The organism is Chitinophaga sp. W3I9 (genome assembly GCF_050434025.1).
GTDB lineage: Bacteria > Bacteroidota > Bacteroidia > Chitinophagales > Chitinophagaceae > Chitinophaga.
Genome location: NZ_JBNPWC010000001.1, coordinates 5951601 through 5974893, shown reverse-complemented (window position 1 = coordinate 5974893; position 23293 = coordinate 5951601). Strand labels below are relative to the sequence as shown.

General features: G+C 47.1%; 18 protein-coding genes. 11 read left to right on the top strand and 7 right to left on the bottom strand.

Annotated elements, in window-relative coordinates; genetic code table 11:
- The 7 genes from QFZ51_RS24225 (at position 1) to QFZ51_RS24195 (ending at position 9893) form a co-directional block, all read left to right on the top strand.
- Positions 1-975, top strand: coding sequence for a hypothetical protein (locus QFZ51_RS24225; protein WP_429049859.1), 975 nt, complete (start codon positions 1-3; stop codon positions 973-975).
- Positions 976-985: 10 nt separating this feature from the next.
- Complete coding sequence (locus QFZ51_RS24220; RefSeq protein WP_429049857.1) at positions 986-1726, top strand: hypothetical protein; 741 nt, start codon at positions 986-988, stop codon at positions 1724-1726.
- Positions 1727-1834: 108 nt separating this feature from the next.
- A complete protein-coding gene (locus QFZ51_RS24215) occupies positions 1835-2896 on the top strand; it encodes a chemotaxis protein CheB (protein ID WP_429049854.1) in 1062 nt (353 codons plus the stop codon).
- A gap of 114 nt (positions 2897-3010) precedes the next feature.
- The gene (locus QFZ51_RS24210; protein WP_429049852.1) at positions 3011-7525 is read left to right on the top strand and encodes a CheR family methyltransferase; all 4515 of its coding nucleotides are present in this window, start codon (positions 3011-3013) and stop codon (positions 7523-7525) included.
- A gap of 120 nt (positions 7526-7645) precedes the next feature.
- Positions 7646-8008 carry a response regulator gene (locus tag QFZ51_RS24205; RefSeq protein ID WP_429049850.1) on the top strand — a complete coding sequence of 121 codons (363 nt, stop codon included), beginning with the start codon at positions 7646-7648 and terminating at the stop codon, positions 8006-8008.
- Positions 8009-8101: 93 nt separating this feature from the next.
- Positions 8102-9208, top strand: coding sequence for a calcium:proton antiporter (locus QFZ51_RS24200; protein WP_429049847.1), 1107 nt, complete (start codon positions 8102-8104; stop codon positions 9206-9208).
- Positions 9209-9308: 100 nt separating this feature from the next.
- Positions 9309-9893, top strand: a complete 585-nt coding sequence (locus QFZ51_RS24195; RefSeq protein ID WP_429049845.1) for a PhnA domain-containing protein — start codon at positions 9309-9311, stop codon at positions 9891-9893.
- 39 nt (positions 9894-9932) lie between these two features.
- Here QFZ51_RS24195 and QFZ51_RS24190 read toward each other — a convergent pair whose 3' ends face one another.
- The 4 genes from QFZ51_RS24190 to QFZ51_RS24175 all read right to left on the bottom strand — a co-directional run bounded on the left by QFZ51_RS24190 (position 9933) and on the right by QFZ51_RS24175 (position 14749).
- Positions 9933-11153 carry a glycosyltransferase family 87 protein gene (locus tag QFZ51_RS24190; RefSeq protein WP_429049843.1) on the bottom strand — a complete coding sequence of 407 codons (1221 nt, stop codon included), beginning with the start codon at positions 11151-11153 and terminating at the stop codon, positions 9933-9935.
- 199 nt (positions 11154-11352) lie between these two features.
- Positions 11353-12336 (bottom strand): transglutaminase family protein, encoded by a 984-nt coding sequence (locus QFZ51_RS24185; RefSeq protein ID WP_429049841.1) that lies wholly within the window; start codon positions 12334-12336, stop codon positions 11353-11355.
- Between the two features lie 12 nt (positions 12337-12348).
- Complete coding sequence (locus QFZ51_RS24180; RefSeq protein ID WP_429049838.1) at positions 12349-13284, bottom strand: alpha-E domain-containing protein; 936 nt, start codon at positions 13282-13284, stop codon at positions 12349-12351.
- A 16-nt stretch (positions 13285-13300) separates the two neighbouring features.
- Complete coding sequence (locus tag QFZ51_RS24175; protein WP_429049835.1) at positions 13301-14749, bottom strand: circularly permuted type 2 ATP-grasp protein; 1449 nt, start codon at positions 14747-14749, stop codon at positions 13301-13303.
- A 307-nt stretch (positions 14750-15056) separates the two neighbouring features.
- On the opposite strand from QFZ51_RS24175, the gene QFZ51_RS24170 reads away from it, so the two are divergent.
- Together QFZ51_RS24170 and QFZ51_RS24165 are read left to right on the top strand one after the other, a co-directional pair.
- Positions 15057-17438 carry a glycoside hydrolase family 2 protein gene (locus QFZ51_RS24170; protein ID WP_429049832.1) on the top strand — a complete coding sequence of 794 codons (2382 nt, stop codon included), beginning with the start codon at positions 15057-15059 and terminating at the stop codon, positions 17436-17438.
- Between the two features lie 355 nt (positions 17439-17793).
- Positions 17794-18960, top strand: a complete 1167-nt coding sequence (locus QFZ51_RS24165; protein WP_429049830.1) for a hypothetical protein — start codon at positions 17794-17796, stop codon at positions 18958-18960.
- Positions 18961-19002: 42 nt separating this feature from the next.
- On the opposite strand, the gene QFZ51_RS24160 is transcribed toward QFZ51_RS24165, so the two are convergent.
- Both QFZ51_RS24160 and QFZ51_RS24155 read right to left on the bottom strand, forming a co-directional pair.
- The gene (locus QFZ51_RS24160) at positions 19003-19836 is read right to left on the bottom strand and encodes a ThuA domain-containing protein (protein WP_429049827.1); all 834 of its coding nucleotides are present in this window, start codon (positions 19834-19836) and stop codon (positions 19003-19005) included.
- Positions 19837-19891: 55 nt separating this feature from the next.
- Complete coding sequence (locus QFZ51_RS24155; protein ID WP_370907546.1) at positions 19892-20779, bottom strand: LysR family transcriptional regulator; 888 nt, start codon at positions 20777-20779, stop codon at positions 19892-19894.
- Positions 20780-20897: 118 nt separating this feature from the next.
- On the opposite strand from QFZ51_RS24155, the gene QFZ51_RS24150 reads away from it, so the two are divergent.
- Positions 20898-22055: an MFS transporter gene (locus tag QFZ51_RS24150; RefSeq protein WP_370907545.1), complete on the top strand. Its 1158-nt coding sequence runs from the start codon at positions 20898-20900 to the stop codon at positions 22053-22055.
- Positions 22056-22371: 316 nt separating this feature from the next.
- Positions 22372-22848 (top strand): VOC family protein, encoded by a 477-nt coding sequence (locus tag QFZ51_RS24145; protein WP_429049823.1) that lies wholly within the window; start codon positions 22372-22374, stop codon positions 22846-22848.
- A 4-nt stretch (positions 22849-22852) separates the two neighbouring features.
- Here the strand turns inward: QFZ51_RS24145 and QFZ51_RS24140 are convergent, their stop codons facing one another.
- Positions 22853-23272 carry a VOC family protein gene (locus QFZ51_RS24140; RefSeq protein ID WP_429049820.1) on the bottom strand — a complete coding sequence of 140 codons (420 nt, stop codon included), beginning with the start codon at positions 23270-23272 and terminating at the stop codon, positions 22853-22855.
- Positions 23273-23293 lie beyond the last annotated feature (21 nt).

The following is a 23293-nucleotide window of genomic DNA, read 5'->3' as shown; positions in this document are numbered from 1 at the left end:
ATGAAAGGTTTTTGGAGTTACTTCTGGTTCATTTACATGCTTTTCTTTGCGATTCCTTTTCCCATGCTCATCTATTACAATACCGAGTATGGCGTAAGTGATGGAGATGGCGGTACGCAGCCGTGGCTGGCGCTTACCTGGTTGGCGCTGTCTGTAATACTGTGGGGGATATTGATCCAGCGCTGGTTCAGAAAATGGATTGTATTGCCTTTTATCATGAGGAAAAATATCCTGCGTCTTTTAAAAGAAGGCGTGAGAAAGAATGCACGTGTGTTAACCAGCAAGGAACTACCCGCTGAAGGTAAGGATGTTGTTACCCGGGAGATCACCTGCGCTCTTGAAAATTTCTGCGGCACGGAAATCACCGAACAGTTACAGGTAAACGATACCAAGCCGGAGCTGCACCGTTATGAGGTGGGTAAAACCGTTCCGCTGGTGATTGATGATAAACTTAAAGCAGTGCCGCATTTAACCCTGGACGGCGTAACGGTGGGAATAAAAGCAGGCCGGATCATCATGATGTGCCTTGCCTGGTTGCTGGTTGTTGCCGCAATAGCCGGCTACTACGTATATTCCTATATGTTAGAGAACCACGGACGGGGCTGGCGCTTTATGGCTTTCTATCATCCGCTTATTTTATGTCCGTTGATTATGCTGGTGAGCGGGATCGGGTTGGGCTGGCTGTTGAAACTTTTTACAGGCACGCCAGGCAATGCGTTGCAGCTTAAGTACTACGGCTTGCGTACAGATGCACAGATAGTTTCTGCCGAGCAAACAGGCACTTATATTAATGAACAGCCGCAGGTACGCTTTGAGTTACGCTACCAGGATGATTCGGGAAAAACCCATACTGCTTCGTTAAAAAAAATAGTGCCGCTCCTGGATCTGGGCATGACCAGGCAGGAGTCTGTCCCGGTTTTTTATCTGAAAGAAGATCCTCAACAGGTAATATTTGCCAGTGATATAGCTGATTAAAATTATGAAGATGCGTTTACAAAAGATGACCGGCATTATAGTAGTAGTGGTGATGTGTATGTCCTGTAACCAGTTCCGGGAATCCATACATGATACCCTGTATGGCAGTGATACCGACAGCAGCTACAAAGATCTTCCGGCTACCCAGGACGAAACCACCACCACCACAAGTTCCAGCACCAGTACCCACCTGAGTACGAGTACCAGCACCAATACTACTGTTGTGGAACATCGCAATGGCACTACGATTATACATAACTCCACTACAACATCCGGCGACCATGATTTTCTTAGTAATGCCGTAAAGCTGAATGCTGCCGAACACGCGCTGCGCGAATTGCCGGCCTTTGCAGGCAAAAGTATCCATCTCTACAGATCCATTCATTTTTATAACGACGGACGAATAAATGTAACGGTTCAGCATCCGCAGAACGCCGCCTATATTGACGAATACAACTATAACGATGGCAAATGGGAGGAACCCAAACCGGTGCAGATGTCTGTGCGCGATGATATCAGCAAATCACTGGTTAATCTCGATGACATCAGTTTTGCCAGCGTTGCTGCTGTATACAGGAACTATCACCGTAAAGCAGCAGATATCGCCGGCGCAAAACCCCTTGAACATATTTACGGCATTTTTGATGGAAACAGCATCAGCTGGTATCCCCAGTCCATCAATGGCAGCCGGGAGCGGTATTTCATCAGCTTCACCCCAAATGGCAGCCTGAAAGATTATTACAGGGAGTAGATACTGTTTTGTAAAGGAAGCACGGCAGTATAGTTGGCATAACGGCCTGATTTTAGTGATCAGGCTTTTGGGAGACAGTGTAAAGAACGGATCTGTAAATCTCAGGTTATGCAAACAAGAAACATTATTGTGATCGGTGCTTCTGCAGGTGGCTTTGAGGCCATTAAAACGATTACCTCCGGGCTGCCGCCGGATTTCCCTGCCGCCATTTTCATTGTATGGCATATATCAGCAGAGGTAACAGGGGTGCTGCCCAGGATTATCAATAAGCAAAAAAGATTACCCGCTACCAATGCAGTGGATAAAGAGCCGGTTAAGTCAGGACACATTTATGTGGCGCCGCCCGACAGGCACCTGATCCTGGAAAAAGGATTTATGCGTGTAACGCGCGGGCCAAAGGAAAATCGCTTCCGGCCCGCTGTAGATCCACTTTTCCGCTCGGCGGCCTATGCGTATGGCTCCCGTGTAATCGGGATCATACTCAGCGGTGCGCTGGACGACGGCACGGCTGGATTATGGTATATCAAACAGCGTGGCGGCCTCGCCATCGTGCAGGCGCCGGAAGATGCCGAGGTGCCTTCCATGCCGCAACATGCCATACAGGAGGTGGCGGTAGACCATGTAGTGCCGGTATCGGACATTGCAGGGCTGCTGGTGAAGCTAACTGATGAGCCGCTGCCCGATGGGGTTGCTGACATCCAGGAGAAGGATAATAACGAAGCAGTGAGGAAAGAAATTGAGATAGCTGTTCATGAGAAGCTGCCAGAGGCCGGGATTATTTTTGGCGAATTAACGGCGTTGTCCTGTCCTGAGTGTCATGGCGTGCTGGCGGCGATGCAGGAGGGTGGGCGACTCCGTTACCGGTGCCATACCGGTCATGCGTTCTCTGAAAGTAGCCTGCTGTCGGCCATTACAGAGGATATAGAGAATAATTTGTGGAATACCACACGCGGCCTCGAGGAAAGTGTAAACCTGCTGAATCATATGGGAGATCACTTTGCGGAAATAAATCAACCTGCACTGGCTGCCATGTATTTTAAGAAAGCGAAAGATGCCACCGGCTTTAATGAACAGGTCAGGAAGATGCTGCACGAAATGGACAATCTTGATGCCAGTCATATAAAGCGCGAAACAGCAACACCTGTTAAAAAGCAACTTCACAGTAAATAGAAGACGCTTTAAATCAGAGAAAAGCAAAATATACATCCATAATATTTAAATTGCGACGGTGGATACCATGGCAGTTATCTATCTGCCATATCCGTATCATTTACAAAACATAACATGGAATCTCCTAATTCAACGTTTGCTCCGGGTGAAGAAAATGAGCAGCAGAAAAAAGACTTTCTCATAGTAGGTATTGGGGCCTCCTCCGGAGGTATTCAGGCAATGCAGGTTTTTTTTGAGCACGTTCCGGCAAATTCAGGGATGGCATACGTGGTTATTCTTCATCTTTCTCCTGATCATGACAGCAAACTGGCCGAGGTACTGCAGGCCGTTTCCCATATCCCGGTGAGCCAGGTACGTGAAAAAGTATTAGTGGAACCAGACCATGTTTATGTGATACCTCCCAATAAGCATCTTACTATGGAAGATGGATACATCCTGGTATCCCCTAATATACAAGTAGAAGAGCGTCGCGCTCCTGTAGATATTTTCTTCCGGTCGCTGGCGGAATCACATGGGGCAGGCGCGGTGTGTGTGGTTCTTTCCGGCACCGGCGCCAACGGCTCAATGGGACTGAAGCGCATTAAAGAACTGGGAGGTGTTGCTTTTGTACAAAACCCCAGGGAGTCGGAGTTTAATGAAATGCCCAGGAATGCGATCACTACCGATCTGGTGGATGAAGTATTGCCTGTGGCAGAAATTCCCCAGAGAATTATCGATTACAGGAATAGTATCGGCACGGTCCGTATATTACTAAGCGCTGAAAAAGGACCGGAAAGCCAGCAACAGGCGCTGCGGGAAATCTTTACACAGTTAAAGGTGAAAACCGGACATGATTTTTCGAATTACAAACGGCCTACGCTGTTGCGCCGGATTGAACGCCGGATCAATATCCGGAACCTGCCCGATCTGCCTTCTTATGCGTCCTTTCTCCAGGACAATCCCGAGGAAGTGGTGGCATTGCTGAAAGACCTGCTGATATCGGTTACTAATTTTTTCAGAGATAAGAAAGCCTTTGAAATATTAGCGCAACAGGTACTTCCAATGGCCATAAAAGGAAAAACAGCGGAACAGCAATTGAGGATCTGGATAGCCGGTTGCGCAACAGGAGAAGAAGCCTATTCCATTGCTATTTTATGTGCAGAATTGCTTGATAACGAGCTGGAAGCGCCGAAGATACAGATCTTCGCCACGGACATAGACGAAGGAGCTATTAATCATGCAAGGGAAGGTCTTTATACATTAAACGATGCCGCGGACATTTCCCCTGAAAGACTACGGCGGTTTTTCAATAAGGAGGGCGAATCCTATCGCATCAGGAGGGAAATAAGGGAAATGATCCTTTTTGCCAACCACAATTTTTTGAAAGATCCGCCTTTTTCCCACCTGGATATTGTCAGCTGCCGGAATGTGTTGATCTACCTGAACCGCACGGCCCAGGAAAGAGCGATGGATACTTTTCACTTTGCACTGAACCAGGGCGGATTCCTTCTTTTGGGATCATCAGAGTCCGCCGATAGCTGGAGCGATTTGTTCGTGCCTTTCAACCGGGAGTTTCATATTTTTCAAAGCCGGAAGAAATTGCTCCGGCCTTTCCCGGTACCGGAATCGCTGCCTTCCCTGAAAATTGAACAGCCGCGGTTGACGCCTGCCGCTGTTGAAAGGGAAAGCAGGTCGCTGGAACGGATTTCTTTCGGGGATCTCCATCAGCGCCTGCTGGAAGAATATGCGCCGCCATCCATACTGATCAATGAAGAATATGAAATTGCACATATTTCCGACAGGGCAGGCCGTTATCTCCAGATATCCGGCGGCGAACCTTCACAGAACCTGCTGAAACTGATCCGGCAGGAGTTGCGGCTGGAGCTGCGTTCCGCATTATACCAGGCCTTGCAGCATCAAACCGCCGTGGAAGCAAGAGGATTGAAAGTAACGGTCAACGATAAAATTGAAACGATCAATATTCACATACGGCCGGTATTACAGGGTAAAGAGGTGGTACGTGGGTATATCCTGGTACTGTTTGAAAAAGTAACAGAAGAGAAGCCGGGAAGGGACGTGATCCTGACCACTGGGGAGCCGGTAGCCCGGCAGCTGGAAGCCGAACTGGTGAACCTGAAAGCACAGCTCAGGGCGTCTAATGAACAACATGAATTCAATGCGGAAGAACTGAAAGCTTCTAATGAAGAACTGCAGGCGATGAACGAAGAACTGCGTTCTGCCGCAGAAGAGCTGGAAACAAGCAAGGAAGAACTGCAGTCGATCAATGAAGAACTCCGGACCGTGAACCAGGAGTTGAAAGTAAAGATAGAGGAAACAAGTCTTGCCGGTAATAACCTGCAAAACCTGATCAACTCTGCCAGTATAGGTACTATCTTCCTTGACCGTGGCTTCCGCGTGGCTTTGTTCACGCCGGCTGCCAGGGAAATATTTAATCTTATCCCCGCAGATCTGGGCCGGCCGCTGTCTGATATCACCCATCATCTCGAGTATCATCATCTTTTGAATGATGCAGAACTGGTACTGGAGAAGCTTTATGTAATTGAACGGGAAGTAAAAGCTACCTCGGGTAAGGTATTTATTATGCGGGTATTGCCATACCGTACTGCGGAAGATCATATCAACGGGGTGGTGGTTACATTTATAGATATTACCTCCAGGAAATTTGCAGAACAGGGATTGATGGCATCAGAAGAAAAATTCAGGAACTTATTTGAGTCTATTGATGAAGGATTCTGCATCAGTGAAGTAATATTTGATGAGAAAGATACAGCCGTTGATTACAGGATACTCGAAGCAAACGCTGAATTTAAAAGGCAGAACAATGTTTCCGATGTAACAGGCAAAACGGCCAGGGAATTGCAACTCGATGTTCACCCGGCATGGCTGCAATATTTTGGAGCCGTTGCCTCTACCGGTAACAGCAGCCGTTTTGAAGGGAGCGTATCCGCCGGCGGCCGGTGGTATAGTATATATACCTCCCGTATAGGCGGGGACGGTAGCAGGGTAATTGCGGTGGTGTATGATGATATTACGGACCGTAAATACCGGGAGCTGAACAGCGTATTACTGGCGGGTATAGCCGGCGATATGGTGGCAATGAATAAGGTGGAAGATATTATGCAGTCTGCCGGCGAAAGGATCACCCGGCATTTCGGGCTGTCAAGGCTCACTTTTTCCTATATCGATGAACAGGCCGGTTCCATTACTACCATTTATGAAAAAAAGGAGCCCGGTTTGGTAAGCCTCATGGGAGAACAAAGCATGCGGGCTTTTATTACCGCCGACTTCCTGCAGACCCTGAAAAAGGGGAACCTGGTAGTGGCCAATGATATCGCCAACGATCCGCATATCGCTTCCCAGAAAGGAATGTTCAAAACAAAAGGCGTGGGAGCGCAATTAATGGCGCCTTTTATTGCGGATGGCCATCTCACGTTTATCATTATTATGCAGAAGGAGGGACCTTACTGCTGGCGCCCGGATGAAACAGCGTTACTCGAAGAACTTGCCCCCCGTATTTATATGTGCCTGCAACGGGTGCAAAGCGAGGAAGCAGTGAGGCAGTCGGAGGAAAATTACCGTACCCTGCTTACCTCGATGGATGAAGGATTTTATATCGTAGAACCTTTGACGGGTGAAAATGAAAAGATAAATGATTTCCGGTTTCTCCAGGTAAATCCTGCGTTATATAAAAATACCGGCTTACAGGAGATCCTGGGAAAAACCTTCCGGGAAATTTTGCCTGATGTACCGGAGATCTGGCTGGACATTCATGCGAAAGTGGCTGCCAGCGGACAACCAGTCCGTTTTGAAATGGAAATTAAAAATGAACCGCTGAAGGGATGGTACGACATTTACATGCAGCGGATAGGCCGGCCACAACAACGGAGGGTGGCTGTTTTTATCATGAATATCAGCGTTCGCAAGGACATGGAGAAGCAGAAAGATGAGTTTATCGGTATCGCCAGCCACGAGCTGAAAACGCCGGTGACCAGCATTAAAGCATACGCAGAAGTATTGCAGGAAAAATTCAGGGAAACAAATGATGTAGAGAATGTTAACCTGATACAAAAACTTGATCTCCAGATAGACCGCCTTACGGATCTTATTCACCGCATGCTCGATTCCGCGCAGGTATCGGAGGGATTGTTATCATTGAATACAACGCTTTTTGATATTAACCATCTTATCAAAGAAGAGGCGGAAGATATGCAGCGCTTGTCCAGGAGACATCAGCTTGTATTTATGCCGGATGAAGCCGTAAAACCCGTTACAGCCGACCGTGGCCGTATTGCGGAAGTGATGGTCAACCTCATCTCAAATGCCGTTAAGTACTCACCCGATGGAGGGGAAATAAAAATTACGACCGCCCATACCGGGGAGGGCGTAAAAGTAAGCGTGAGCGACCAGGGCATTGGCATTCCGCAAAACCAGGTAAAGCATGTATTTGACCGGCTTTTCAGGGTACAGCATTTAAAGATGCATACCTTCCCCGGAATGGGGCTGGGACTGTATATTTCGGCGGGTATCATTTATCGTCATGGAGGGACCATTGAAGTAGAAAGCGAGCACGGAAAGGGCTCTGTATTCACGTTCGTGCTGCCTTATAACGGGAGTCAGCAAAATAATTAGGCGGGAGGCGTGCTGTGCCAATTTTTAAAAGAAAAAACATTTCTACCTTTACAATCTGACCTGTGGGAAGCATGACCAACGTGTTCCCGATGTGAATGTTCATGAATTAAAACAATCCACATGTGGAAGATTCTGGTTGTAGATGACAATCCTGATATCCTTGAAGCAGTTTCCCTCGTCCTTTCCAGAAAAAATATGGACGTGATGACCCTGGAAGACCCTGCAAAGCTTCATCAGTGTATCTCGCAATTCGCTCCTGATGTGCTGCTGATGGATATTGCCATGGGCAGTTATGACGGGCGGAATTTATGCAGGGAAATTAAATCCTCGCCGGACGAAGCAAAGTTGCCGGTTGTTCTTTTCTCCGCCAGGAATTATCCTGAAGAATCCATCAGCCAATGTATGGCCGACAGTTTATTAGCGAAACCTTTCCGCATTAACGATCTGTATGAGGCGGTGTACAGCCTGTTGCCTACCGGCTGATGCCTGTTAGCTTTATGCCTGTTGGCGCCGGGTTGATATACTGCATTTCTTTCCCGTAGCTGCTATGTGCATAAAGTTTTGTAAATTAAGCAAATGGCATTCAATCACCTTCTCTACAGGAAATGGAAAATTACGCTCCCGTTATGGTGTCTTATCAGCCCTGTAGCCGGGTTGGCATTATTAGGATTCGCAGGAGAACAAAATGGCGTGTTATCGGCAGTGATGGGGTTATCCCTCATCACCGTGGTATTGTCTGCCGTGCATCATGCAGAAGTGGTAGCGCATAAAGTAGGAGAGCCGTATGGTACACTCATCCTGGCATTGGCGATTACGGTGATAGAAGTATCACTGATTGTATCCATTATGTTGAATAAAGCGGATCAGGGCTCCACGCTCGCAAGGGATACCGTGTTCGCCGCCATTATGCTGATCCTTTCCGGTATAATCGGCATGTCATTGTTTATAGGAGGCTATCGTTTCAAAGAGCAGGCGTTTATAAAAGCCGGTGTCAGTGCCGCGTTGGTCGCATTAACGGCGATCGCTGTTTTAACCCTCGTCTTACCAAATTATACTACTACCGAAGTGGGGCCTGTTTATTCCAGCAGCCAGCTGATATTTGTGGCCATCATTTCTTTGGTGCTGTATGGCGGTTTCGTGGCCGTGCAAACGGTCAGGCACCGCGACTATTTCCTGCCTGAAGATGCGCCGCCGGGTGATGAAGATATACATGCCGCACCGCCATCGGGGCTTACTACCACCGTAAGCCTGGTATTTTTATTAATAGCGCTGGCAGTGGTGGTGTTGTTGTCAAAAAAATTATCGCCTGTTATTGAAACCATTGTGGTAAACCTGGGTGCGCCTAAAAGCCTGGTAGGGGTTATTATAGCGGCGGTTATCCTGCTGCCGGAAGGACTGGCAGCTATCAGGGCGGCTTCGCAAAACCGGTTGCAAACAAGTTTGAACCTGGCGCTGGGCTCCGCACTGGCCAGCATTGGTCTCACTATCCCGGCCGTAGCCATCGTTGCTTATGCACTGGATTTTAAAATTACGCTCGGTATCGATGCGAAATCCACGCTGCTGCTTATCCTCTCACTTTTTACCATCAGCATTTCTTTTAACGCAGGGAAAACCAATATCCTGCAGGGAATTGTGCTGCTGGTGATACTGGCTACTTATTTATTTATTACGGTAGTGCCCTGATTTTAATATAAATATTCTTATAGTCGGGGCAAATAAGAAAATGAGCATTTCCCGGGACAAAAAACGTTACCTTCGTGCACATTTTTTTATAAAGGATATTATGAAGCTGAACGAACTATTACTAACAAGGAGTGAAAACAAGTGCGAACTATGCAAATCAGAAGAACCGCTGAATGTATATGAAGTGCCTCCTCAGACCTACAGTGATCAGGATAATTGTATCTTCATCTGTGAGAAATGTCAGTCGCAGATTGAGAAAAGAGCAGAGCTGGATAGTACCCACTGGCATTGCTTAACCGAATCAATGTGGAGCGAAATTCCGGGTGTGCAGACTGTATCCTGGCGCATATTGAACCGCTTAAAACAGGAAAGCTGGGCGGCAGATAACCTGGAAATGATTTACCTCAACGATGAAGCGCTGGCCTGGGCGAAAGCTACCGGCGATCATGAAAACGATAGCGCTGTGGATCTGCACAGGGACAGCAATAGCGCCATTTTGCAAAACGGAGACACCGTTATTCTTACCAAATCCCTCGATGTAAAAGGGTCTACTTTAAATGCAAAAATGGGTACCGTGGTAAAGAACATCCGTCTTGTGCCGGATAATACAGCACAAATAGAAGGAAAGATAGAAGGACAACTCATCGTGATCCTCACCAAATACGTAAGAAAACAAAATGCATAAGAAAAGGGAAGGTATTACGCCTTCCCTTTCGTTTTATCTTTATGCTGCGCGCTGCAGCTTCTCTGCTGTAATCCTTCCCGGCTCCGGGGAGGTAGCAAAAAATGGTTCGAGCACTATTTTCAACCATACAATAGAACAGAATACCGCTTTCACTGCATAAGGTTCTACGTAAGTTCTGGCAATCCAGTAAGGCGTGATCAGATCGGTGGAAGAAAAGGAGGTGAATGCCAGCGTAAGCACCACCAGCACTGTATTTAACGTGGATGGCCGCTCCTGTGTAAAGTACCAGATCGCTACACCGGTGAGCGCAATAATATAAGTAGGGGATTCTCCCTTATGGTTAAAGATCACCACCCATATAAGCACAGAAGCCAGCATGCTCAGATTAAATTTCGATTCCCGGTTGTAAAGGATGGGTATGAACGGCAACATGAATACGGCCGCCGCTGAAAGCATGAACAGCTGTTTGGAGATATCCATATCAAACCAGGTATGCCACCATCCCATTACAGATACGCCATAGGAAGCAGAATAATCGTTGGCCAGGAGGTGTGCCCAGCTCCTGTAAAGGAACAATAGCTGATCCCAGGAAATTACGAGCAACGGCATCACCGCAATCACAACGGTCCAGAACACCGTGTACAACGCCGCTTTCCAGCGTTCAGGATATAACAGGAACAGCGACATGGCCACCAGGCCAAATAGTTTGATATATACGGTTACTACCAGCAGCAATGCTGCCAGCCAGATCTTTTTATTTTCCATGCTGTGCCACGCCAGGATGAAAAAGCCCGTGATGAATACGTTGATCTGGGAGCTGGTGAGCGCAATCATCATCTCTATAGCCAAAAACAACAACAGGATCGATTGCTTTTCTTTCTTTACCGGTAATGTTCTGATGGCAATAATAAACACCACTACATTCATTATATTCCAGCAAATCAATGCTGGTACATCCGGCATCCAGGCAAAAGCGCCCATCCACAAGGCAAAAGACGGGCTGTATTTATACAGGTCGTAATACTCAGATTCGTATAATACATACAGGTCCTGGTTGTGTATCAGGTGTGAGAATGCATGTTTAAAAATCAGGAAGTTATTATAACGGGTCCATCTTTCCATGTCCTGCGAAGAGTGCCAGGAATGAAAGGAGATGCCTACCGCCATTAGTAAAAATAAAGCATACAGGTATTTCGGCGGAATTTTGCTGATGGTATTACAGAAAGCATCCCAGCGGCCTTTTATGGCTAAGCTTTGCATTGTACTCTTTTAAGTTGTGACAGTTGTAGTGATCGTTCTCCCATTTAGGGTTAAGGCAAAACTATATAAATTTTTCTTTATTTGTGTATTATCAGATTGTTTTAATAAATAAATCAGCAGATTGCTTTAGCGGGGCCAAACCGGCCAATGACGGGCTCCGCAGACGGGATCCCGCCATTCGCCGGTGTAATTCAGGAATTCATTGTTGTTGCTGCTGTTGCTGTATCATCATTTCTTCCAGGTGGCGCTGGTAACTATTTTTTACGGGCTCGGCCACAACAGTACTGCTCATGGCAGGCTGGGCAGGAAAAAATGGTTCAGGATCAAACTGGTCCTGGTCGTCGTAACCTACTGATACTGTAACATCCAGGGTATGGCCTGCGCCGCCGCTGTATACGCCTTTCACCGGCGAGCAATCGCTGAAGTTACGCCCTACTGCCAGCCTTACGTGGCTTTCCCCGGCGATGCAGTTGTTGGTGGGGTCCAGTCCCAGCCAGCCATATTCGGGAATATACACTTCCGCCCAGGCATGGGTGGCGCCTTCGCCGCGCATACCGTTCTTATTCGGGCAAATATACCCGCTCACGTACCTCGCCGGAATTTGAGTGAACCGCAGCATCGCCGTTAGCAGGTGCGCAAAATCCTGGCATACGCCTGCCTGCAACAGCAGTATCTCATCAAGGGTACTGTCCACCGTGGTTACTCCTTTGATATAATCGAAATGCGTATATACGTAGTCACAGAAACGTACCGCTGTTTTGAACGGCGTATCGGTGTCTTCTTTCAGGTCCAGCGAAATTTGCCGTAAAGAAGCCACGCTTTCAAAAACTTCCTGTTTGAAATAATCAATAAAAGCTACGTCGTAGCGGATATCTTCCAGCATCTGCCATTGGGTGGCGGGGAGAAGAACATCCGCGGGCAGTGGCCGCGGAATGGTTTCCACAACGATGGCCGAGAATATTTTCAATTCATGATGCGGATCCGTTTGGGTGAAAATACCTACTTCATTGCCATAATAATCTTTGAACGTTTCCACTTCCGGGTGACGGGAGATACTCAGATCATGTTTGATCACTCTCTGGTAATCGTCTTTTACAGGATACAAAATTATCTGGTTGGCGCTGTCGCGCACCGGAGTTTCATAAGTGTAATGCGTGATATGTTTTATTTTGAAAACAGGCATATAATGCGATGGTTAAGCGTTTGCGAAATAGTATTCATTCAGCAGGTTCCCGATGCCATACAGCTCACTCCTGATCTTAACAAGATAGGGATGCAGCCCTTCCGCTTTCATACTGTTTACGGAGCTGTAGGTGATGGTACTGTTCAGTCGCCCGATGTTAAACGACAATTTATTATAGTGTTCAATATTTTTATCACTTTTCAGTCGTTCGAAATACCGGTGAATATTGTTGACCGAATATTTTGCTGACCGGGGAAAATCGTTGTTGAGCATGACCAGTTCCAGCACGTTTTCCGCTTCAAAGCCTTTACGGTAGGTTTTCAGGTAAAGCTCATAACCGCCCAGCGATAAAAGCAGGTGTTGCCAGTAAGAGGTATCCGTGAGCAGGTCGGGATTATTGGAGATAGAGATAAACTTGATGTCCAGGATATCGATGGACTGTATACTTCTCTCCAGGTATTTACCAATGCTCATAAAGCTCCTGCTTTCGCCTCTTTCCATGATACTGCCTGCAGTACCGTAATAAAGCATTACCTGCTTAATGAGGATATCCAGCGCGGTAACAGGATCATCTTTTTGTACATACCAGAGCAGCTTCGGATCTTTTACGGTATGGTAGTATTCATTGAGGCATTGCCAGAGGTCTTTCGCAATATGTTCCTGCACGCTCCGGGCATTTTCACGGGCCAGCGTGATCATGTTGATAATAGAATTGGGATTATCGCGGTTAAAGAGCAGGTACTCGATCACCGACCGGCTATCGTTTTTGATAGAAGATATTTCAGCTTCATTTCTGCCGGAAGAAATACGGATCACCGGCGTCCAGGTAAATTCCTGGATGGTGTCCTGTGAAGATGCGTAGTTTATTTTCAGCATTCTTAAAATACCATCGCTTCTTTCTACATACCTGCTCAACCAATATAAACTGGAGGCTACTCTGCTTAACATAGGCTTGTGTTTTAGTTTATGATGCCAGTACCCAGGTGTCTTTACTGCCGCCACCCTGTGAGCTGTTTACTACGAGGGAGCCTTCTTTCAGGGCTACCCTGGTTAATCCGCCGGGAACAATAGAGATGCCGTCTGGCCCAACGAGGGCATAAGGTCTCAGGTCCACCCGGCGTGGTTGCAGCATGCCATCGAGGTAACAAGGGGCGGTAGACAGGCTGATAGTGGGCTGTGCGATGAAATTGCGGGGATCTTTCAGTATTTCTTTTTTATAATTTTCTATTTCAGATTCCGAGGCGGCATGCCCCATTAACATGCCGTAGCCGCCGCTTCCGTTGGTTTTTTTGATCACCATTTTGTGCATGTTCTGGAAGACGTATTCCTTATGTTCCGGGTTACCCAAACTGTAGGTAGGTACGTTTTGCAGCAGCGGTGTTTCATTCAGGTAATATTTGATCATGTCCGGTACGTAGCTGTACACGGCTTTATCATCGGCTACACCGTTGCCGGTGGCGTTGATGATGGCTACATTGCCTTTGCGGTAGGCGCTCATGAGGCCGGCTACGCCGAGCACACTTTTAGGGTTGAACACCAGCGGATCTATGAACTCATCATCCACACGCCGGTAGATCACATCTACCTGTTGCAGACCGGTGGTGGTTTTCATGTATACTTTCTGATCGCGTACTACCAGGTCGCGGCCTTCTACCAGTTCCACGCCCATGAGGCGGGCCAGCGTGGTGTGTTCATAGTAGGCGGAGTTGTACATACCCGGACTGAGCAAAACGATGGTAGGATTAGCGACAGCCCGCGGCGAGAGTGACAGCAGGTTTTTATAGAGAATAGACGGGTATTCCGTTACGCTGCGCACTTTGCATTGGGGCAGGAGGTCGGGGAAAAGCCGCTTGGTGATTTCGCGGTTCTCCAGCATATAGCTTACGCCGGAAGGCGTGCGGAGGTTATCTTCCAGTACATAAAAGGTGCCGTCAAAATCCCGGATAAGGTCTATCCCGGCAATATGGATGTAGATGTCGTAGGGTACATTCAGCTGGTGCATTTCCCGCAGGAAATGGGGGCAGGAGTAGATCAGCGAAGCGGGGATCACGCCGTCGCGGATAATAAACTGGTTATTATATACATCTTTCAGAAAAAGGTTCAGGGCCTTCAGACGTTGTTTAATACCTTTTTCAATAAAGGTCCATTCGGAACAGGTGATGATGCGGGGGATGATATCAAACGGAAAGATCTTTTCAATTCCTTCTCCGCTGTCGTATACCGTAAAGGTAATCCCCTGGCTCATAAACAGCCGTTTAGCCAGTTCTTCTTTTTTATTGAGGTCGTTGGCAGATTCATTCTCCAGGTAACTGATAATCCGGTGGTATTGCTCCCGGAGGTGATTATCGGCAATGTACATTTCATCCCAGGTATCGGAGATGTGATCATAGCGGTTGAGGTTTATAGTATTCATTTTAGTAATATTTTAATTATGCCATGGGATGAGATTGTTTTTGTATAATTTATGAATAAAATGTTAATTATAATAAAGAGATGTTGTTTATTTTTTTAATTATAGAGATGATTATATAACATTACTGTAAAATATAATATTAATGAAAATGCAAAATATACAGATTAACAAACCTTAAAAGTTAAGTCCGTTTATTCATCGGGAATTATGTATATTTTGCTGCCGTACCTGTTTTAGCCATTAAGATGAACTGAAGATCACAACCCTGTCAACCACTCAATTTAACCACAAAGAAATAAGTAACTCCATGATGAGAACACCATTACTGGCCGCTGCGCTGCTATTATCCGGCCTTTGCCCGCTACAGGCACAAACCACGTATAAAATGAAGCCCGTTGCTATTCAATCCAGGTGGGCGAAAGAAGTGAGCCCGCAAAATGCACTCACCGCTTATCCGCGTCCACAGCTGGAACGCGGCAACTGGCAAAACCTCAATGGCCTCTGGGAATATGCCATCACCGGCGCTGATGAAGCAGCGCCGTATAACTTCGAAGGACAAATACTCGTGCCTTATCCGCTGGAATCGGCCTTGTCGGGTGTAAAGAAAACACTGCTTCCCGAACAACGACTGTGGTACCGCCGCAAAATTGATATCAGCCAGGCTGCCGGCGAAAGAACATTGCTGCATTTTGGTGCGGTCGACTGGCAAAGCAAAGTATATCTCAACGGGAAAGAAGTGGGTGGTCGCACCGGCGGCTATACGTCGTTTACCATCGATATCACCAATGCCGTAAAGAATGGCGAAAACATCCTGGTATTGAAGATCTACGATCCATCCGACAGGGGCGTGGGGCCTTCCGGCAAGCAGGTACTCAACCCCGCTGATATTTATTATACCCCCAGCTCGGGTATCTGGCAAACCGTATGGCTGGAAAAAGTGCCCACAGATTATATCGCCGGGTTAAATTTCACACCGGATATCGACAGGCAACAACTGAACCTCACGGTAAACGCACCTGCCGGATACACCGTAGAAGCCGTCGCCTCCGCCAACGGTAAGCCCGCAGGTAAAGTGAAAGGCAAAAGCGGCGCACCACTGCAGCTGAGGCTGGAAAACCCCACGTTATGGTCGCCCGGCAACCCTTTCCTGTACGACCTTTCCGTGAAATTGCTGAAAGGCAATACCGTTACAGATGAAGTGAAAAGTTATTTCGGTATGCGCAAAGTATCCATTGCAAAAGATGAAAAAGGAGTGGACCGCATTTTCCTCAACAACAAACCTTACTTCAACCTCGGCACACTGGATCAGGGTTTCTGGCCCGATGGTTTATACACTGCGCCCACCGATGAAGCGCTGGCATTTGATATCAAAGCCATCAAAGCAATGGGCTTTAATACCATCCGTAAACATATTAAAGTGGAACCGGACCGCTGGTATTACTGGGCAGATAAACTCGGCATGCTGGTATGGCAGGATATGGTAAGTCCCAATCACAGTCTTCCGGAAGGCGCCAAAGCCGCCTTTGAACAGCAATGCAAAGAAACGCTGGCTCAACTGCACAACTATCCCTGCGTTACTACCTGGGTATTGTTCAACGAAAAATGGGGACAGTTTGATCAGCAGCGTTTAACGGAATGGATCAAACGCAGCGATCCTTCCCGCCTCGTCAACGGCCACTCCGGCGAATACCTGTATGTAAATGAAAAACTCCGCAGTCCGAGTCCGAATGCATACGTTGGCGCCGATCTTACCGATGTACACAGTTATCCCAACCCCATGAACGCTATTAAAATGCCCGGAAAGGCCCGCGTATTAGGCGAATTCGGAGGTATCGGTGTATTCATCGCTGATCATCAGTGGAACACCAATACCGCCTGGGGATATATCCAGGAAAAGCCGGGCGCACTAAAATCGAAATACGCGGTTATGAACCAGCACTTGCAATTACTGGAGCGGCAAGGATTATCTGCCAGCATCTACACCCAACCCTTTGATGTGGAGGGAGAACAAAACGGACTGCTCACCTATGACCGTGAAGTAGTGAAAATTCCATTTGCCGAAATAAGAAAAATCCATGCACCCCTCAATAAAGACATGGGCGCCATTCCGCCGGTAGCTGCGCAGGATGCCGATCTCACAGAACCTACTGCCATTTACAGCGCCATGTTACAGGAGTATATTGATGGCAAAAAAGATCCGGCGTTTTTGAGAAAGCTGGCCATGCTGGCCGTGCAGGCCGGCGATAAAGATGGCGCCGCCCTGGCAGGAGCCGACTACTTCGCAGTTATAAAACAGCCGTATTCGGAAGAAGACCTTCGTTATGTAATGCAGGTAACCGGCAGCACCCGCGACACCGGCTTCTCCATTATCCGCGATAACATGGAAGCCATCGATAAAGCCATGGGCGCCAGGCAATCGGCCGTAAAAATGATGAACCTCATTTACCAGGACCTCATTGCACCCGCTGTGCCGGATAATGGCGCTAACCCCGACTGGGCCGCCATTTACGCTGCCGTAAAGCCTTACGGCGCACCCGGCGAGGAAATATACCTGCGTGCAAGAACGATCTATCTGCTCAATAAACAGGATAAGGCCGGATTCAAAACAGTAGCCCGGGAGTACCTGGATAAATATGGCCAGTTTGTTAAATTGGACGAGAAGAAAAAGATAGAGGCGTTTATGAATTAGCGAAGGTTGTCTTATTCAGGATTACGCTGATTTTGCTGATTATTTTGATTGATCATTTGGATTTAAAAGGATTTTGGGAGATATAAGCGGATATTTTTGCTGATATCTTCCAAAATCCCTTTTTTATAACTTTAATAAAATCCAAAAGTATAATCAGCAAAATCAGCGTAATCCTGGATAAGACAACCTTCGCACAGATTAACACAAAGATGTGAGCAATACTTTTGTTCTTTCTTCTTTCCTTTGTTCCCGGACGGAAAGTGTTCAGAATGGTTAACCCGTTACCCCTGATTGGCAACATAGCTTGTCCTGCTTTCTGTTCTGCCCGACTTTTATATCTGATAAATAAAATTTCATGAAAAAATTACTCCCTGTACTTTTTGTATTCGCTTTTACAAGTGTAAAGGCCCAAACCAATGTGATTGGTACCACCGGCAATGTGGGAATTGGTACGCTTAATCCTGTAAGTAAGTTGCAGGTGGTGGATAATTACCGGAATTATTTTGTGAACCGGTTGATCGCCGGGGCATCTGAGGATTCGCAGGGGCCTAATTATATATTGCTGCATGAATTATATACGGGAACCTTATTACCCGACATGCACGTAATGGGGAAAATCACAGGAATCAGGGGAGCTACCGCCGCCTTTAACAGGAAATGGACCATTGAGGTCAATACTTCTACCGCGTATAACGCCACCAAAGGGTCCCTGATCAGCTACAATGAACTGGTGAAATTAGTGACCCTTGTTTATAACAGTAAAAGTTATCTGGCCGCAGAAATAGTAAACAGTGCATCGGTGAATTTCTTTTCATTCACTGGTTATGCAAGCGGAGAGGCACTGATGCTGGTGAGAGATGATAATGTGACCAATGTGCTGCCTTTTGTTCCAACCGATGCCATCGGTATACAGGGAAATCTCAGCATCGGCACACAAGGGTCATCCGCAAAGCTGGATGTGATGGGAGGTCCAATCTGGACTACCAATAACTGGCTGAAATCAATGAAATTGTATAACGGCTCCGCTATTGAATTTACCGGCGCCACAAGATCATTTGGCCTGGGCGCTTCGGGCGCGAATTTGTATTTCTCAAATATGAACCTAGACGGAAGTGGGGGTGCTAACTATTTTATGGCAGCCGATGGAAATACCGGCAACATGAGTATTGGAAGTTCCAGCCCGTCGCCCAATTACAAACTCACGGTAGAAGGCACGCTGGGCGCACGCCGTGTTAAGGTACAGCAGGGGGCCTGGGCAGATTATGTATTTCATCCTGACTACCAGCTGCCATCCCTGCAGGAGGTAGAGCACTTTGTAACAACAGAAAAACACCTGGAAGGCATTCCATCGGAAAAAGAAGTAGTTGAAAAAGGATTGGACCTGGGAGAATTTGATCAGCAGCTGCTGAAAAAAGTAGAAGAACTTACGCTGTATATTATTCAGCTAAACAAAAACGTAGAACGTTTAAATAAACAGGTAGCAGCACAACAGCAAACTATTGCCACTTTACAGGCTAAATAGCCGGAAGCTGCGCACGGGGTAATCATCCGGTGCGCAGCTTTTTTATTTCTTTCTCCCCATCCATTCCAGCGCATCCAGTATCAGCCTGTTCTGCGTTTCATTCGCAAACGTGGAAGATAATTCCTTATTGGTGTGATGTTCATAATCGATATCGTTATGCCCCATGTTCAGGTATAGCATCTTATATTTTTTATTAGTCCATACTACGGGATAATAGCCGCTGTGCCAGATCTCGTGCTGCTTCGGACCTGTGCCCAGCGGGAAACTGCTGGAATCTACCGACAGCAGTATCCTGATGTCCGGGTTTTTGCGCAGATCATTGCTCCAGCGGTACCATTCATTGGGTGCGGCGGAGAAAGTATCCGGCAGGTTTTTGGTGGCCGGATGCCGGTGGTCTTCTACCCGCAGCACTGCCGAGGTAGGGCGCCAGGTATTGCTGCCATAGGAACCCGACCCCAGGAAGGTGTTGTGGTACCAGTCCCAGTTTTGAGGCACATCCGAAGGGGTGAGCGCAAACGCTGCAAAGTGAAAGCCTATCCAGCCGCCTCCATGTTCCATATACTGCCGGAAGGCGGCGCGTTGTGCCGGGTCTTCAGGGCGGGTGTCCAGGAAGATCACTACCTGGTACCTGGAGAGGTACGCCGTGTTCAGGTTTTGCCAGTTGTTGGTGGAATCATAGCTGAACTGGTATTTTGCGGCCATCTCCGGGAACCACTTATTGGCTTCATGTACAAAACTGATGTGGGCCTGGTCGTTTTTAGCCGTATAAAAGGCGATAACCCGGAACCGGGGAGGAGTGGATTGGGCCTGGCTCATGGCGCTGCCAAACAGGCTTAAAATAAGCCAAAGGGTGCTTAGGTGGAATCTTAGCTTCATAAATAGTAAATGATCGTTCAGTACTACAAAATAAACTATTTCTTTCAGCAGGCGGTTAAAGCTGCAGCAGATCCCGTACAATTTTTACCCGGTCGGTAGCCATCCGGGTATTGTCGTAGGCAAGGTACAGCGTATTGCTGGCAGGTACGTTGCCCCGCCATACTTCTTTCAGTTCTCCTTTTTTTATGCCTTCTTTTACCATGTAATCCGCAGTGATGGTAAGCCCGTTGCCGCAGCTGATCGCCTGCAGGATCGTTTGCATATCCGGGATAATAAACTGTGGTTTGATAGCGGGACGCTTGCGGAAGTTTTCCAGCCAGAAACGCCGTATCACGGGCAGGTCGCTGCTATAGGCAAACCATGGCTGTTTCAGCAGCCACGACTCCGCTTCATCCAGTGATTTCTTTTTCAGGGAGTTTTTAAATGGTTTGGTGTCAAGATCCGGGTGGGATACAATCAGGAACTGTTCCCGGAGAATGGGCTCATAGATGATGTTCTTTTCTTCTATCAGCTGCGTGGCAATGAGGAAATCAAGATCGCCTTTCTGCAGCCGCCGCAGCAGGTCTTTGGTCAGGCCAAACTCAATGATAATATTCGCCGGCACCTCGCTGATGCGTTTGGCTACTACTGCCTGGAAATATTCTTTTACAGCGCCGATGTGGATATTCGGCAATTGTTTGGTGATGCAGAAATAACGGAAATCCGCTTCCACATTTTCCAGCTTTTCCAGTGGCTCCACTACCTGCGTATAAAATAGCTTACCATAATCGGTAGGCACCAGTTTGGGTTTGCGCTCAAATAGCTGTTTCCCGATATGCGCTTCCAGCGCGGATAAATGTTGACTTACATTCGGCTGCGAAATAAACAGCATCTTTGACGCCGCCGTCAGTGAGCCGGTTTGATATACGGCTTTAAATGTTCTGTACCACTCCAGATTAACCATCCTGCAAGTTATAAATATTTTTATGAGGACTAATAAATCATATTATTTTCTTTATATGATTTACATCCTCACTTTTGTACCAGCAAAAAAATTCCGGCATTATTCAACAGCAAAAAAAATGAAAAGAATCGCATATATCGGAAGTCTCGGTTTACTAGGCATCATCACCACCGAATTTGGTGTTATTGGGATACTCCCGCAGCTGGCGGCGTATTACAACATTTCTATCGATCAGGCAGGAACGCTGTTAAGCGCATTCGCGCTGGTCATTGCATTAGGAGGCCCCCTGATGACGCTCTGGTTATCGGGATGTAACCGTAAAACACTGATGGCTGTCAGCATTTCCATTTTTCTCATAACAGGGGTGGTATCATCCTTATCACCTCCCTTCTGGCTGTTACTGGTGGTGCGGATGTTGCCGGCTTTCCTGCAGCCGGTGTACATTTCCACAGCCATCGCTGCGGCTACTGGTGCGGCCGATAAAAAGCACACGCATAAAATGATGGCCATTGTGATGAGCGGGATCGCCATTGCAACGGTAACGACTATCCCGTTTGCCACCTGGCTGGCAGGGATCTATAACAGCTGGCAGTTATCGTTTGTAGTGCAAACCATTGTAAGTGCGATTGCGCTGATAGCCATCCTTGCCTTTTTGCCATCGATGCCGGCTACAGAAAAACCATCTTATGGCGCCCAGCTGAAAATACTCACCAAACCCGCCTTCCTGGCCAGCAGTATCATGAACGTGTTTATGGTATCGGCCATGTTTTCCACCTACAGCTATTTTGCGGACTATCTGGGAAAAGTAAATCATATGTCCACCGGCGAAGTGGGCGTAATGCTGCTCCTGTTTGGCGCCGCCGGCGTGCCCGGCAACTTCCTGGCCGGCAAACTGCTGAGTAAAAGTGTAACCGGTACAATGGCTGCCTCTCTCATTGCCATCACGCTGGTGTCCATAGGTATTTACTATCTGCCGCTGTTCGCAGTACCATTAGTTATTGTATGGGGTTTCCTGCACACGCCCTGCTTTATTACGGCCCAGGCCTACATGGTGGCCGCGGCGCCAGAAGCCCCGGGGTTTGCCACCAGCTTATCTATCTCTTTCGGCAACATGGGTGTTACCCTGGGAACGGCCGTCAGCGGCTGGATCATCACCTCGCAGGGCATTCATAATGCTCCCTGGGTGATGCTGCTCTTCGGCGCCGGCTCCCTGCTCATGATGGGACTCAAAGAAGTGCTGACAGCACGGAGGTTGTCTTTCTCAGGATTACGCTGATTTTACTGATTAGTTTGATTTTTACTTTTGGATTTTTTTAGATTTTCCTGATAATAGTTTAATAATATAGTTAAGGGAGATAAAAGCGAATATCCGCTTTCATCTCTCTTAATTTTTTTAAATCTAAAAATCCAAAAAAATCCAAAAGTAAAAATCAAACTAATCAGTAAAATCAGCGTAATCCTGAGAAAGACAAAATCCGCGCGCAATTGTCGCAAGTGCCCCCAAAGAATGTCGCTTTTGCACCTTCAATAAGAGAAAGACGACGGGTATCTTTGTAACGAAATGAAAATCTGTAAAATTCTAATCTATCGTTATGCAAAAGATCACCCCATCATTATGGTTTAATATGAATGCAGAAGAAGCGATCAGCTTCTACTCATCTATCTTCAAAAATTCAAAAGTGACCGATAAGTCATATTACCAGGAAGAAATGGGAATTCCTGCCGGTACACTGCTCGCAGCTACCTTTCACCTGGAAGGACAGGAGTTCCTGGCGATTAACGCCGGACCGCAATTTCCGTTCACAGAAGCTGTTTCCTTTACGGTATATTGCGAAACTCAGGAAGAAGTAGATTACTACTGGTCGAAGCTTACCGCAGACGGCGGAAGCGAAGTGCAATGCGGTTGGCTGAAAGATAAATTTGGCTTATCCTGGCAGATCACGCCTACCATTATGCCTAAATTATTAAGTGATCCTGATAAAGAAAAATCCGGCAGAGCGATGCAGGCAATGATGAAAATGGTGAAGTTAGATATCGCTGCATTGGAAAAAGCGTTTAACGGGAAATAAATAATTATTGCCGGCTGTTACCTTCAAAATTAATAAGCCAGTGAAGACCAAACTTATCAGTAAGCCCACCGAATAAAGCCCCCCAGAAAGTACTTTCCAGCGGATGCGTAGGAATACCATCCGTGGAAAGACGGGCATAAAAAGTTCTGGCTTCGTCTTCACTGTTGCAATTCAATAATAAAGAAACGGTATTGCCGGCTGTAAGTCCCGCGTCAGGCACCATGTCGGACGCAGTGAGTACCAGGCTGCCTTTGGTAAGACTGGAATGTAATATAAACGGCTTCATAAAAGCGGGTATTTCTGCTGAAACAGGCGATTCTCCGATGGTTTGAATCTTCAGCTCTCCACCCAGACAATCTTTGTAGAAAGTCATTGCCTCCCGGCAGTTACCGTTGAAAGTAAGGTAGGTATGGATCATGGTCATTTTTAACCGGATTTTTGTGTG

What these genes read in the sequence shown, in the direction of transcription:
- QFZ51_RS24210 (WP_429049852.1), top strand. Translation starts at nt 3,011, where the DNA reads ATGGAATCTCCTAATTCAACGTTTGCTCCGGGTGAAGAAAATGAGCAG.
- QFZ51_RS24170 (WP_429049832.1), top strand. Translation starts at nt 15,057, where the DNA reads ATGATGAGAACACCATTACTGGCCGCTGCGCTGCTATTATCCGGCCTT.
- QFZ51_RS24180 (WP_429049838.1), bottom strand. Translation starts at nt 13,284, where the DNA reads ATGTTAAGCAGAGTAGCCTCCAGTTTATATTGGTTGAGCAGGTATGTA.
- QFZ51_RS24150 (WP_370907545.1), top strand. Translation starts at nt 20,898, where the DNA reads ATGAAAAGAATCGCATATATCGGAAGTCTCGGTTTACTAGGCATCATC.
- QFZ51_RS24175 (WP_429049835.1), bottom strand. Translation starts at nt 14,749, where the DNA reads ATGAATACTATAAACCTCAACCGCTATGATCACATCTCCGATACCTGG.
- QFZ51_RS24185 (WP_429049841.1), bottom strand. Translation starts at nt 12,336, where the DNA reads ATGCCTGTTTTCAAAATAAAACATATCACGCATTACACTTATGAAACT.
- QFZ51_RS24220 (WP_429049857.1), top strand. Translation starts at nt 986, where the DNA reads ATGCGTTTACAAAAGATGACCGGCATTATAGTAGTAGTGGTGATGTGT.
- QFZ51_RS24190 (WP_429049843.1), bottom strand. Translation starts at nt 11,153, where the DNA reads ATGCAAAGCTTAGCCATAAAAGGCCGCTGGGATGCTTTCTGTAATACC.
- QFZ51_RS24205 (WP_429049850.1), top strand. Translation starts at nt 7,646, where the DNA reads ATGTGGAAGATTCTGGTTGTAGATGACAATCCTGATATCCTTGAAGCA.
- QFZ51_RS24225 (WP_429049859.1), top strand. Translation starts at nt 1, where the DNA reads ATGAAAGGTTTTTGGAGTTACTTCTGGTTCATTTACATGCTTTTCTTT.
- QFZ51_RS24140 (WP_429049820.1), bottom strand. Translation starts at nt 23,272, where the DNA reads ATGACCATGATCCATACCTACCTTACTTTCAACGGTAACTGCCGGGAG.
- QFZ51_RS24165 (WP_429049830.1), top strand. Translation starts at nt 17,794, where the DNA reads ATGAAAAAATTACTCCCTGTACTTTTTGTATTCGCTTTTACAAGTGTA.
- QFZ51_RS24200 (WP_429049847.1), top strand. Translation starts at nt 8,102, where the DNA reads ATGGCATTCAATCACCTTCTCTACAGGAAATGGAAAATTACGCTCCCG.
- QFZ51_RS24195 (WP_429049845.1), top strand. Translation starts at nt 9,309, where the DNA reads ATGAAGCTGAACGAACTATTACTAACAAGGAGTGAAAACAAGTGCGAA.
- QFZ51_RS24155 (WP_370907546.1), bottom strand. Translation starts at nt 20,779, where the DNA reads ATGGTTAATCTGGAGTGGTACAGAACATTTAAAGCCGTATATCAAACC.
- QFZ51_RS24160 (WP_429049827.1), bottom strand. Translation starts at nt 19,836, where the DNA reads ATGAAGCTAAGATTCCACCTAAGCACCCTTTGGCTTATTTTAAGCCTG.
- QFZ51_RS24215 (WP_429049854.1), top strand. Translation starts at nt 1,835, where the DNA reads ATGCAAACAAGAAACATTATTGTGATCGGTGCTTCTGCAGGTGGCTTT.
- QFZ51_RS24145 (WP_429049823.1), top strand. Translation starts at nt 22,372, where the DNA reads ATGCAAAAGATCACCCCATCATTATGGTTTAATATGAATGCAGAAGAA.